We start from the raw sequence: 13,203 nt of genomic DNA on the forward strand, positions 1-13,203 counted from the left end.
ACCGCATTTGTAGGCAACTGAATCAGAAAACATCGCCCCAGCTGCCGCCGGTCGCCGCAAGGCCCGCCACCGACGCAGCGTATCGGATCAGCTCACTTCACGCGGACGCCGCGTTGGCTGCAGAAGACTTAGATATGCAGCGAACCAGCGAGCCCCCCGCCACAAGCCAGTCGTGAACTCTCGTCCCGGTCGGCGCATAAAAAAACCCAACGTTTCCGGCTGTGGACAGCTCAGAAACGCTGGGAAAATGCTTTTATTTCGCTAGGCGAATCAAACCGTTTTGCATCGAGCGAAACTCGATGATGGCGGTTGAAGCCAAGCGAAAAATAGTGCCCCCGCAAGGGCTCGAACCTTGGACCCGCTGATTAAGAGTCAGCTGCTCTACCGACTGAGCTACAGGGGCATTTTTTTCGTGTGGTGAGTTTACCAATTTGTCCCGGGTCTGCAAAGGCGTGTTTTGGCAATGTCAAAATGTTTGCTTCACGCCGATTTCGCAGCCGGTTATTCCATGTGTGGCAGCCGACGCCCCTGGCGATTGGCCAGCTCAAGCTGTTCGATCAACTCCTCCGCACTCGGGAAGGTGGCGGCGATCGAGATCAGTTTCCGATCGTCGACTTCATCCGATTCGCGTTGGGCGATCACGTTATCGACCTCCTCTTCCAACGAGGCCAACCAGACAGGCAGGTCGAGCCCCGAGCCGGCAGGATTGCGAGTCATCAGTTCGGCTTCCTGGTCCAACAGATCGAAGGCGTGCGAATATTGTTGCTTGTCGGCATCGTTCATCGCCAATTTGATCAACGCTCGCATCCGATCGATCGTCATCGGTTGGATAAAGCGTTCGCTGATCCGATCGGCAACCGTCGGCATCCGCATCGCATATTTGTTTTGCAGTTCCTGCAACTTCTGCAGATACAGTTCGGCTTCGGCACCGATCCGTTCGGCCAACGAGCGTCGCCAGGCGGCCGCCGCGGAATCGAAGCCGCTGCGGACAAGGATCTCATGCGCCCACATCACCGGTCGCAAATTCCAAGCGATCCGATCGTAACGGACTCGCAATCGCAGGAAGTCCAAGAACATATAGATCAGGTCGCCGCGATCGCTTTGCGTTGTCGTGCTGTTGTAATCGCGATATTCGCTGTGGTGATCGAGGATCGATTCGAAGACGATCTCCAGATGCTGTTCCGCTTTTTTCAGCGGCAACGTATCTCCCAACGCTTCGACCAGCGGAGTCCCCGCCAACGCATCGGGATCTTCCATCAACCGCTGCAACCAATTGTCGACGCCTTGATGCAAGATCGCCCGAATGTTCCCCAGTTTGAGAAACGATTGAGTGAAGATCGGGTCGCCGTAGGCGCGAATGAACTGCACGAGTTCCATCCACGATTTGCCGTCCGAGGCGGTTTCCAGAACCGACAACCGCAGCGTTCGGCTGTGCGCCAACCAACTGCCCAACAGCGTTTCGGTCAGTTTTTCCAACAGCGAGATCAATTCGCCCGAATCATCGTGCTCCGATTTTTCCCATGTGCGAACCGTGTCGACAAGCGACTGCACCATGCTGCGAAAACCAAAACCGAACAGCGAGTCGAACTCGGTGACCGCTCCGGGACCAACCGGATTGTGATGCTCCATCAACCGCGCCGTCTCGACCAATTGGCAAGCGAGCGCAAGGTGCCCCTGCCGCGGCAACCACTGCAGCAAATGAGTCAGCAAGCGGCGGCGCAAACGCGTCGTGAAAATCTTGACGGGGTCGCCACCACGAGCCAATGGAATGTACAGCAGGCTCTTGGTTTGGATCGCTCGCAGCACATCGGGGAACTGTTTTTTGACATCCTCACCGCGGCCATCGATCAGCGCGGAGAACATCTGGATCACCTGTTGATCGTCGTCGCTCATCGACTCCATCAACAGCGCCGCCACCGAAGCTCCGCCCGGTTCGGCGCCAAGCGATCCGGTTAAGACGCGTCGCGCATCGGAGGTTTCGACTGCGGTGCCGATGATCCGTTCGATCAACGAATCGCGGACCATCCGTCGGCGATCGTAAGTGCTCATCGAATCGTCGTCGGCTCCACCGGTCGGAATCCGGTAGTGCTGAACAGCTTCCAACAACTCCAACAACCCGGCTCGATTATGAGCCGCCTGTTGCGTCCATTGGGCCATCAAGTCGATCCGGCGACGGACCAGTTCACGATCCTTCTGCTCTTCGGCTTCGGCGTGTGCGATGCTGCGGAAATCGGCGGCGATCACCCACAAGCGTGCCAACGAGGTGAGGAAGCTGAGGTGTTCGACCAGGCGACGCGATTCGGCTTCGAGTTCATCTTGGCTGCCGTCTCCCTCATCGAAGACCGCCCCTTCAAATCCGTCGTTGGTGGTGTCTTGATAGGTGACGTTTTCGTACGCGGCATCAAAAAGATCTTCGCTCTCATCGTCATCCTCGCCCCCCTGCTCGACCGCTTCGAGTTCGCGATCCCAGTCGCGTTTGCGTGTCGAATGTTCGCCCAACGCAAAATGAGGTGGATGCCAAAACTCTTCGGCGTTCGCTTCCAAGAAGTCGAAAAATTTGTGGACCAGTTCCCAAGGACGCTCCGCTCCCGGCTTGGATCGATCGCCGCGGCGAGCTGTCTGCCGCAAACTAGCCAACCAGCGTTCGGCAATTCGAGGAAAGGAGCTGTTGCCGCGTTCGAGTCCAACTTCGGCGGCGTTGCCCAACCAATGCATCAACAGAGCCATCGAGGCGACGAAGTCCTCGCGTTCCAACAATGCACCGATCACCAACGCGTAAGCTCGCGGCGAATCAAACGCTTGCGCGTGGGGAGCCCAGAATTTGACATCCCCCGCCGACGCGCCACCGCGATGCCAGATCCGCAACGCTCCGGCGACAAGCTTTGCCGATTCGTAGGTCTCCAGCGGATCGGTCGCTTCCAAATCGGCGACTTCGTGAGCTGCGAACTGCCGCCACCACATCGCCGCTTCGCGGAACTGATGGTCCAAGATCGCAAAGCACTTCTCGTCGTCGACCGCTGCCGCTTCGCTCCAAACGCGAGCGGTGTAGCCGAACAATTGCTCCATCAACGCGATCAATTCGTCGACGCGATGATCGTGAACCGCGCTGTCGGGACCGTGGAACCGGGAAAAGTTCCCCGCGAATCCGATGATGTTCCAGGGGTCGACCATCGCACCACAGTCGATCCCGCGGTGGACCAGATCCATCACCTGGGCAGGGACTTCAGCCGCCGTTGCCAGATCGCCTTTGTGCAGCGCTCGCAAGCCTTCGGTCATCGCGCAATCGATCCGGCTCTGCATCCGCGCGTTCGTCACGTGGACGACATCGGTCTGCCGCTTGGCCGCATCGGGAAAGCCCATTCGTGCGTAGAGCTTCGCCAGGTGAACGTGTTGCAATTGCTTGGCTCGCTGCTGCGCAAGCGATGCGTTGAGATGCTGTCGCGCGGCGCCAAAGGCTTGATGTCGAACGAGTGCTTCGGCATGCAACCGCTCGCCATGCGGCCCGCTCATATTGTTCAACAGATAGTCGTAAAACTCGTCGCGAAACTGGGCGATCTCTGGACACAGTGTCGCCAGCGTGGTCGTCGATCCGTGGGCTGAAGGTCCCCAACCGCTGATCCCCGACGCCATCAAGATCGTGCCAGCCAAGACCGCGGCGGCTTCTTCGGCCAACTGGTCCGGCGGCACATCGCTCGCCTCGCTAACACGACTCTGCAACGCGTCGAGCGTGACCTGTTGAACCAGGAAGCGGCGGTAGCGTCCCTGGCTGTCGATCGCGTGCGGGTCCCAGGTGCCGAAGTGATAATTCGGTCGTCGATTGACCGGGTGATCGAAATCGTAGGCTCGCGGATCGTAAGCGAGTTCCGAGAGCAGGTCGACGTCAAAATGAGCCGCCCGCAGGATCGATTCATCGGTCCCGCGAAGGATCTCCAACGCGCGGACGACAACGTCGTGATAACGCCCCGACGCTACGCCAACCCCTTCGATATAAAGCGGGATCGGAGCGACCCATTCGTGCGGATAGGGATGGCAGCGGCGGTTTTCCAGCGTCGCTACGGGACGGTATCCGACACAATTGTTCAGACTGGCGATCGCACCGCTGACGATCCGATCGGTCTCCTCCCAAGGGCCGCCCTGCTGCAGGACAGCCTCGATGCAACGCCCTAGGAAAAAGCTGTTGATCAAGACTTCGGGAGGCTGATGAAACAGTAGATCGCGATGGAAATCGATGTACGCCGGCAGCAGATCGCTCCAGACCAAACGGACAACCATCCGCGCCTGTTCGACGCTGGCAAACGCACTGCTGGTCCCTTCCAACTCGCCCAATGCTGTCTTGATTCGATCGCCCAAGTTGATCCAAGCCGCCTGGCTGAACAACGGGTCGGTGACCAGCGACGGCTGACACAACAGGTCGATATTCGCCAGCGTGCGAGGATCGCTTGCGCCCGACGAAAAATTCAGGTATCCCGCGATCTGGCGGATCGCGTCGTCGGCATTCGATGGAGGCGGGTTCTGGAGGGGCATGAAGAACAGTCCGTTGGTCGTCGCAGCAAACATTGCACCAAGCAATGCCAGCAGCTAAGAAAACGCAGCGCGACCCCAATCCTAGGATAAAAGTGGGGTCGAGGTCTAGGCGGGGAGCGATCCGCCGTCCACCCACCTGCGGCACCAGCGGCCCCTTGACACGCTTAGAACGCGACACAACGGCAGAATAGACGCAGTTCGGGCTCGTTCGAGCTAGCCTCAGCTGCGGGGGACTTCGACCGAACGGATCAACGCCGTCAACTCTTCGTCGACCCGCCGCCCCTCGACCTCCGCCTCGGCTGTCAATTGAACGCGGTGCCGCAGCGCCGGCAGCACGACTTCGACGACGTCGTCGGGGGTCGCATAGTCGCGGCCGCCAAAAGCCGCCAGCGTGCGAGCCGACTGCATCAACGCGATCCCCGCCCGCGGCGAAGCTCCGATATGCAGCGACGGCCAATTGCGTGTCAGGCGGACGAGATTGTTGATGTAATCGACAAGCGAATCGTCGATCCGAACGGTGCCACACAGAGCTATCATTTCACGAATCTCCTGCGGCGACGTGACGGTCGCAACTTCGTCGTGCAGGCGCTGATTTAAATCGATCTGCAGGCTGTGCATGCGGAGGATCTCCGCTTCCTGCTGGCTGTCGGGGTAATCGATGATCAGTTTAAACATGAACCGATCCAATTGAGCTTCGGGAAGGTTGTAGGTCCCTTCGCTCTCCAGCGGATTCTGCGTCGCCATGACCAGAAAAGGGCGCGGCACTTCGTGGCTGACGCCGTCGATCGTGACGCGGTATTCCTGCATGATCTCCAACAACGCCGCATGGGTTTTGGCGGGCGAGCGGTTGATCTCGTCGGCCAGCAACAACTGTGTGAAGACCGGTCCCGGATGAAACCGGAATTCCGATTCCTTCATGTCGAAGACCGGTGCCCCGGTGATATCCGACGGCATCAGATCGGCGGTGAATTGAATCCGTCCGAATTGGCAACCGAGGACTTTGCCGAGCGTTCGCACGAACAGCGTCTTACCCAACCCGGGGACGCTCTCGATCAATACATGCCCATGGCTGAACAATGCCGTCAGCGTCCCCAACACCAATTCGTCCTGGCCGACATAAAGCTTGCCGATCTCTTGGGTCAGGCGTTGATAGATCTCGCGGGCGCGTTCAAAGCGTTCTGGCGACGGCGGAGTGGTCTCGATCAAGGTGCTTCTCCTCTTCCATTTGGTTTATCGTTTGCGGTGCTCGCTGAAGGCAACACCCAAGGGCCCGATTCCTCGCCGCGAACCTGCACGAAGTATTCGGAAATTCGTTGCCGCGCATAGTCGGTGTCTCCGCTGCGTTGCAGCAGTTCAGCAACCGCGGCGACATGTTCACCAAAGTCGCCCGTCGGCGGCGGTGGCAGACGGCGGGGCCGCCCAAAGATCGGCAACAGTGCCAGGATCGCGACAAATCCCAACAGCACGACGTGCATCGTCGTCATACTCAACGGCCACTGCGTCAGCAGTTCCATCCCTGCTGCCAGGTCGTCGTCGGAATCGCTGCCGACGCGAGCGCCCATCAGATCGGTCCGCAGAAAACCAATCTCTCCCGGCGAACCACTCAGCTGGACCAAATGATCCGCAAAAACGCGATTCACCGAATTGGACAACGGAAGGTTCATCAGACACTCGCCGCTGCACAGCACCAGGACTTGCGAATCGGGCCACATCTCGGATGTCAATCGCGCCGCCACGATATCGTCATCCGCCGATCGCAGCAGCGGTTCCAGTTCGACCGACGGCGGATCGTCTTCGTCGACGGTCTCGCTGCGAAACGTCCCCGTCGAAAACTGGCTGTCGGTATCGATATCGAAGGGACGAATCGTGGCCCGCGTCGTCAAACGCTGCGGCAGCGGATCGATCTGATCGGCCCAGGGACCGCTGAAATCCTTGGCTGTCGTGTAATGCGGATGGAAATCGGCAGTGAACCAACCATTGCTGTACGATGTCACCGCGGGCGCCGCAACGGTTCCAAACGTCGGTTCCGCAGCGGTAGTCAACGCTCGAACCTGCCGCCGCCGATACTCCAACCGCTGGTCGGGCGCGGCATCGGAAAGCGCTTGCTGCCAATACCTCGATTCGGTCGACTGCAATCCGCGGACGACATAGACCAGCGTTCGCGGAGCTTCAGCCAACCACTGGTCCAGCCAGCGGGTAGCTTCCATGCTGGGAACTTGATCGGCGTCGGGAAACCAGACGATTGCATCGAGCCGCCCCGCCGACCGCGACAAGCGTTTGAGCGTCCGCGATTCCCAACCGCGGAGATCGTACATCTTGCGGAACGCGGCAACGCCGTTGATGCTTTTGGTCCCTTGATGCGAATAGGAATAACCATAAGGCGTGGTCAGTTTGTGCGGGCTCGACAGCATCACATAGATCGCGTAAACGATCGCGACCAGCACCAGCAATCCCCAGGGTCCCCAAGAGCGTCTCATACCGAGGCTCCTTTACCGGCGGTTTGCTCCACGGCCGCGTGGAAGCGATCGAGCTGTTCCCAACAACTTTGAAAGCGCTGCCGCGTGAGCGTGTGATCGCCGAAAAAAGCGTCTTCGAAAGCGTGGATCGTGTTGTGCAGAATCTCTTGCAGATCGTACGACTGGCGGATCTCGCGGAGATACTGCCGGTTGGTCTTGCCGCGAGCCAACCGCAGCAATTGATGGCGGTCCAGTTGCACCAATTCGTGGCTGAACAGATAGACGATCGCTTCGTTGTAACGGCCGGCTTCCATCAACCGCCGGGCTTCGCTCAACAGATTCGATGCCGGTTGGTCGATCTGGACCGGCAGACGCTGCAACCGTTCGGCAGTTTCGCTCTCCCGGTCGCCACGCTCGGCCGTGGCGGCACGCCGCGGCGCGCGGTCGCGTTCATGCAACATAAACGCGTACGCAATCGCCGCCACGATCAACAGCACCAAGACCGCCAAGATCGACCATGAGATCACTTGGCCAATCATTTCGAGGATCGATTGATAGTTACCGGTCCCCTGCGTATTTGGCTTCTTCGCTGCCTCGTATCCCACCGTTCGCGCCGCCACATCGTCGTCGGCCGCGTCGGTCTCTTCGACCGGGACAGCTATGACACGATCCTCGTCGCGATCAAACCAGGGGACGTTCCCCAACGACTCGAGGGCACTGCGACCGATCGCGTCGGACGAATCGGATGCCTCCGCGGCCGCGGGCGAAGCTGGCGTATCGGCTAGCGTGGGCGATGGTAGAGCGATCAGCCACAGCAGCTGGCAAAGCAACATCAAGCTGCAACGGATTGCGGCGCGGCAATCTCCACGACGGTCTTCAAATTGCGTCGCTGCAAACCGGCAGCTCGCAGTGCGATCGATCACGGAGTCTCGATGACGCATCATGAGCCAACTCCCGGCGCAATCGCCTCCGACTCGGGAACGCCAAACTGTCGCTGCACCTCAGCTCGCAAGCCCAACTCAACATCCCAGCCTTCCAACCGGATGCGGTTATCCAAATAGCAGAGGAAGCGAAACAGCACGCTATACCCGGCCACGATCCACATCGCGACGGGGACGTAGACCAATTGCGCCACGAGATTAAAGGACCAACGCTGAGCAAAGACGCCCTGCAGAAAGATCATTGCAAAAAAGAGCGACACGGTCAGCAGGACCGACAACAACATCATCGTCACAAAACGGTTGACCGAATCGCCAACCACCGGGGTGTGAAACAGATGGCTGCGGCGAGCGAAGGTCACCGCCCCCGATTTCTCGCTGCGCAACGGACAGCGTTCCAACAACAGGATCTCTGGCGCGTGCGGCCGGAACGCGCGAAAACTGCCGACAAAGATCAGAATCAGCATCATAAAAAGTACAGCCAGGCCGTCGGCGTCGCCCAACCACCAACACCACATCAGGATCAGTAGGGCGGGGAGCGGGCCGCGGAGGATCCCCAAGATCCAAACCCATCGGCGGCAGGTGGCCCACGCATCTTGAGCGACCTGACGCCAAGTAGGCCGCTGTTCGAAGACAGCTTGGCCGATGTACAGCGTCGCAAAGATGCCCGCCAAAGGCGCCTCGAGAAAGATCAACGAAGCCATCAGGACGACGTACTCCGTTCGCCAAGCCAAGGTCTCGTCGTCGGCGAGCCCTTCGAATTCCGATTCGATCGGCAGCCAGCCGATCAAAAGTGCGTTGAGCAGAGCGAAGGGAAGCACGCCGACAAAAAACGCCACGCACAACGGAAAGAAGTACTGACGCATCAACAGCAGCGCCAGATCGCAAAGTTCGCTACTGGATCGAGGCCGAACGACGACGTGCGTGCGATCAAGTTGCATCGATGCCCGCCCTCGGAAATCCCAGTACCACGAAATAGAAAGTCATTGCGCCGCTGGACATGATCGCCCACATCGCCTTGAACGTATACGGTAGCGGACTGGGGGACAAAAAGCCTTCGGTGATCGCCGCTAGGAAAAACAAGACTGCTGCGGCGGCGATCACGGGGATCGCCCGGATCGCATTCACTTTTAAGGAATCGCCGCGACACAACCCCGTCGTCGATATCAGGCCCAGCCCCAATCGCAACCCCGCCGCGGCGGAGAGGACGATGGCGGTCAATTCAAACGGTCCGTGAGCGGTGACAAATTCGAAGAAGTTCTCGCCGCCGATCGTCGAATCGCGAGCCATATATCCAAAACTGGTCCCCAACGCGACGGCGTTATAGGCCAAGGTAAAAATACAGGGAATGATCAAGATCCCGTAAGCAAAACACTTCAATCCGATCCCGGTGTTATGCCGGATGTAGAAGCTGGCCATCATCACGTAATGTTCAAACCCGGCGTTGAGTTCGGCTTCGAAATTCGATTCCATCTGCTCCAACTGCGCCTGGCCAACCACTTGCGCCGGGAAATCGGGCAGTCGTTGTTCGGACATTCCCAACAACATCGAAAGCCAGAACAGCCCAAAAAACAACAGCGCACAAACATGCACGCAGGGATCGGCGAAGATCCGCTGCGGTGCTTGGCGGACAAGCATATCGACCGATCGGGCGAGCGAAAAATTGCGGCTGCGATACAGTTGGTTGTGCGCCCGGCCAACCAACCGATGCAGATACTCCACCGTCGCCGGCGGCAATTGGTAGGCTTCGGCCAACGCCAAGTCGGCGCAGGCCGATCGATACAGCGAAGCAAACCGGGCCGCCCCGGCAGCCTTCGCTCGCGTCCGACCGCGATTCTGCATCTGATTGCACAACAGCTCCAATTCCTCCCAGCCGTGGCGACGTTGTTCCAACAGGGAAACGATGTTCATGGCTTGGTTTCCGAAGAGGGATCGGTCGGGGAATCGGGCGGCGGTTGATCGCCGGCGACAACTGCGGTGACAAATTCGCTGGGCTCCGACGGAACCGCTTCGACCGCCACCAAGGCAGCGTCTTTCTGCAACGGACTGTATCCGTTTAAAGGCTGCAGATCGACATCCTGATCGCGGGCGTCGGCCAAATAAGTTCGCCAGTACAACGCATACAATAACAGATCGGGATCGAGGTCCTCGCGAAACTCGAACCGCTCCGAGAGCCCAGCGGCTAGATTTTTTGCCAGCTCGCGCCGCCGCGGCGGCGACAGAAACAACCGTCGTTCAGCGTATAACGCTAAGACTTTTGCTAACGAGGGACTGACGCGATAGTCGGGCGGAATATAGCTGGCCAGAGCGGGAATCCGCGCATCCTCGACCTGCGCCACCGGAAGCGTCCAGCCTCGTTCATCGATCACGACCATCGTCCCGGCCGCCAAATCGCCCAACCGCTGCATCCGCCGCGTGCACGTCATCACGACCAAGCCGGCGATGCCTGTTGGGATCAGATAGACCGGCGGCGCGTCGGCGGCAAAAAACTGCAGCGAGATGGGAGGAGCCAAATCGGCGATGCAAACCAAGTTCCTCAACATCGCCTGCACCCCGCCGATCGGATGTCCCGACACGGTGACGACTCGGATTCGCATCGCCATCTTGCCGAGCGTACGACCGTTGAACCAGGTCTCCATCGCAACGCCGTAAAACCACCAGACCAGAAACCAGCCGACGTTGATCGCAGCAAATCCGACCACGCCAGCCAACTGGCTGCCGGTCACGCCAGCAAACAATGCGACAGCAAGAACCGCGATCATGATGAGCACGGCCTTGACCACCAGGTCGATCAGAAAGGCGGGCAAGCGGCGAAAGGGACCAGCCAATTGATACTTAAACGCGATGTTTTCCGGCGTCACCACTTCGATCGTCGTATCAAGTGGGGCGGTCGGAAACATGGGCGATGCGATCAAGTGGTGCTCGGGAAGTCGACACAAAGGTGCCTCATTCTAGCAATTTTCACCCTGCCGCAACCAGCTTGCCAACGGACAAACTCAAACGCAAACCTGAACCAGCCGCCGGGCAATTCTGGTAACCCGACGCGTAAGAGAGAGTCAGAAGATAGATCGCTCGCTCACGCGCCGGGTTACCGTTTCCAGTGGACGGTTCGGTTTTGATTAGCGATTTGCCCTGCGGACAAACCAAGGACCAATCGATTGCCTTCTAAAAGGTTCCGACCGGCTCGCGCTCGCGGACCAATTGCACCAGCTTGGCCCGAGTGACTCGAGCGGGTTCGGACATCGCGGCGCGATGACGACGAGGGGACGCAGGCCTGCGGCCCGAAGCGACATGCAACGACCGGATCACCGAACGGCTCGACCGAAACTGAATCGATGGGACCGCGGGTTCGAAGACCTTCGGTGCCACGGGCAGGCACGGTGGCGGACAACTGCGCGGCTCGCCCAACCTGACGGGACGATTTAGATCCTGCCCCCAAACGCCGCCAAACTTTTCCACATCGAGATCGCCATGCACCAGAACTTTGCAGGCCAATCGCAAGCCGGCTTCAGCGGTATGAGGCGGCAAGCGCAAACGAGCAGCTTCGATCTTCGTTGGCCACGACGCGCTACCACGCAGCTTCACAGCGCAGGTACCACAAGCGCCAAGCCCTCGGCAATTCGTGACCCGCGCGACCGGATTGTACAGCGGCAGTTTGGCGTTTAAGAGAACACGGCGCAGATTGGCCCCTAGCTCACATTCGATTTGGACGCCGCCGAAAGTGACGATGGGCATTAGAAGAGGTTTCCTGACCGACAAGTTTCCTAGAGGGTGGTACTCTCTATTCTTGGTTGCGACGGCACGAATGCAAGCCGCGATTGCGATTGCTGCACGTTATGACGCCTTTAACGCGTGAGAAACCTAGAGGCACGAGGCTTACAAGCCCCCGAACCAACACCTATGGCCAATCGCCCTATTCCACAATAGCGTCAACTGTACTGCGGACCTTGCCGTCGGCGAGAACCGTCTGAATCGACTGCCCCACCTCCAACTGGTCGATCGACTGGACCAGTTTGCCCGAGTCGGCGGTTTGCGTGACGCTGTAGCCGCGGGCGAGGACCTTCAACGGACCAACAGCATCCAACAGTTCGGCAGCCGAAGCGAGTTGTTGCCGCATCTTGGTCACAACCTGTTGAATGCCGCGATTGAATCGCATTTCCGCCTCATCGAACCAGAGCGCCTGTTGCGTGATGCGATCGAAGGGGCGAGTGAAGGCAGGCCGACGCGACAGCTGTTCCAACTGGGCCTGTTGATTGGCGTGCTTTTGAAAGATCCGCACCCTCAGATCGTCGGCGAGTTTTGTTAATTCAGCGGAGAGGTCGTCGCGAGACCGGACGACCAATTCGCCAGCTTCCGAAGGAGTCAGCGCCCGCCGGTCGCTGGCCAAGTCGCTCAACGTGACATCGATTTCATGACCGATCGCCGAGACCAGCGGGATCTTCGACGCGACGATCGCGCGGACGACGCGTTCGTCGTTGAAGCACCACAAGTCTTCGACGCTGCCGCCGCCGCGAGCGACAACCAGGACATCCAACGGCGGATCGATCCGATGCGCGGCATCGATCCCGGCGACGATCTCCCCGGCCGCTTCGGCCCCCTGCACCTTGGTCGGAATAATCAGCACGTTCAGATCGGGCCAACGCCGCTGAGCGACCTCCAGAAAATCGTGCACCGCCGCGCTCGTCGGACTGGTCACCAAACCGATTCGCCGCGGGAAGCGTGGCAGCGGCCGCTTCCGCGCCGGATCGAACAGCCCTTCGGCTTGCAGCTTCTGCTGCAACTGGCGGAGCGCATATTGCAAGTCGCCGACGCCGCGCAGCTCGACTCGCCGGATCACCAACTGGTACGTCCCGCGAGCGCCGTACACATCGACATCGCCCTGGCACAGGACCGACTGGCCATCCTGCAGATCGAATCGCAACCGTTCGGCAGCGCTTCGCCAGATCACGCCACGCACCTGACTCTTCTGGTCCTTCAGCGTCAGATAGACGTGGCCACTGTGAGGCCGCGCGATATCGGTGATCTCGCCGGCGACCCAGATGTTGCGGAACTGCCCCTCCAGCGTCTGCTTGACCTGATTGTTCAACTGAGTCACCGACAGGGCAGTCGGCTTGGCGGTCGGCGTGCTCGAATTCGATGTGCTCAACGGTTCGCTCAAACGGGGAAATTGCTACTTTGCCTGGCTTTTGCCAAACTTCCGCCCGGCTTTCACCCAGCGAATGCCCGGGCCGGACCTGCCCGCAGGCTATGACAGCGACCGAAAAGAGTCAATCGCGACGGGCGGT

9 protein-coding genes and 1 tRNA gene are annotated in these 13,203 nt (G+C 59.4%); all 10 read right to left on the reverse strand.

The features are described 5' to 3' along the window. Positions 1–330: 330 nt before the first annotated feature. The 10 genes from CA51_RS19130 to xseA all read right to left on the reverse strand — a co-directional run bounded on the left by CA51_RS19130 (position 331) and on the right by xseA (position 13,064). Positions 331–403: transfer RNA gene (locus CA51_RS19130), tRNA-Lys, on the reverse strand. Positions 404–501: 98 nt separating this feature from the next. Further along, entirely contained in the window at positions 502–4,524 is a 4,023-nt protein-coding gene (locus CA51_RS19135) for a hypothetical protein (protein WP_145122806.1), read from the reverse strand. A gap of 219 nt (positions 4,525–4,743) precedes the next feature. Beyond that, positions 4,744–5,679, reverse strand: coding sequence for an AAA family ATPase (locus CA51_RS19140; RefSeq protein ID WP_420821484.1), 936 nt, complete (start codon positions 5,677–5,679; stop codon positions 4,744–4,746). Positions 5,680–5,726: 47 nt separating this feature from the next. Next, entirely contained in the window at positions 5,727–7,001 is a 1,275-nt protein-coding gene (locus CA51_RS19145) for a hypothetical protein (protein WP_145122808.1), read from the reverse strand. After that, positions 6,998–7,924, reverse strand: a complete 927-nt coding sequence (locus CA51_RS19150) for a DUF4129 domain-containing protein (protein ID WP_145122809.1) — start codon at positions 7,922–7,924, stop codon at positions 6,998–7,000. Before CA51_RS19150 ends, CA51_RS19145 begins: the two co-directional genes overlap by 4 nt. Then, on the reverse strand, positions 7,921–8,859 hold the full coding sequence (locus CA51_RS19155; RefSeq protein ID WP_145122810.1) for a hypothetical protein: 939 nt from the start codon (positions 8,857–8,859) through the stop codon (positions 7,921–7,923). The genes CA51_RS19150 and CA51_RS19155 overlap by 4 nt, the downstream gene beginning before the upstream one ends. Beyond that, a complete protein-coding gene (locus CA51_RS19160; protein WP_145122811.1) occupies positions 8,849–9,829 on the reverse strand; it encodes a stage II sporulation protein M in 981 nt (326 codons plus the stop codon). Before CA51_RS19160 ends, CA51_RS19155 begins: the two co-directional genes overlap by 11 nt. Then, a complete protein-coding gene (locus CA51_RS19165) occupies positions 9,826–10,818 on the reverse strand; it encodes an RDD family protein (RefSeq protein WP_145122812.1) in 993 nt (330 codons plus the stop codon). The genes CA51_RS19160 and CA51_RS19165 overlap by 4 nt, the downstream gene beginning before the upstream one ends. A gap of 265 nt (positions 10,819–11,083) precedes the next feature. Further along, a complete protein-coding gene (locus CA51_RS19170) occupies positions 11,084–11,653 on the reverse strand; it encodes a 2Fe-2S iron-sulfur cluster-binding protein (RefSeq protein WP_145122813.1) in 570 nt (189 codons plus the stop codon). A gap of 178 nt (positions 11,654–11,831) precedes the next feature. After that, positions 11,832–13,064, reverse strand: a complete 1,233-nt coding sequence (xseA, locus tag CA51_RS19175; protein ID WP_145122814.1) for an exodeoxyribonuclease VII large subunit — start codon at positions 13,062–13,064, stop codon at positions 11,832–11,834. Positions 13,065–13,203: the final 139 nt, after the last annotated feature.

This window comes from Rosistilla oblonga (assembly GCF_007751715.1).
GTDB lineage: Bacteria > Planctomycetota > Planctomycetia > Pirellulales > Pirellulaceae > Rosistilla > Rosistilla oblonga.

Coding starts and splice junctions, on each gene's coding strand:
- CA51_RS19135 (WP_145122806.1), bottom strand. CDS start 4,524: ATGCCCCTCCAGAACCCGCCTCCATCGAATGCCGACGACGCGATCCGC.
- CA51_RS19155 (WP_145122810.1), bottom strand. CDS start 8,859: ATGCAACTTGATCGCACGCACGTCGTCGTTCGGCCTCGATCCAGTAGC.
- CA51_RS19150 (WP_145122809.1), bottom strand. CDS start 7,924: ATGATGCGTCATCGAGACTCCGTGATCGATCGCACTGCGAGCTGCCGG.
- CA51_RS19145 (WP_145122808.1), bottom strand. CDS start 7,001: ATGAGACGCTCTTGGGGACCCTGGGGATTGCTGGTGCTGGTCGCGATC.
- CA51_RS19160 (WP_145122811.1), bottom strand. CDS start 9,829: ATGAACATCGTTTCCCTGTTGGAACAACGTCGCCACGGCTGGGAGGAA.
- CA51_RS19170 (WP_145122813.1), bottom strand. CDS start 11,653: ATGCCCATCGTCACTTTCGGCGGCGTCCAAATCGAATGTGAGCTAGGG.
- CA51_RS19165 (WP_145122812.1), bottom strand. CDS start 10,818: ATGTTTCCGACCGCCCCACTTGATACGACGATCGAAGTGGTGACGCCG.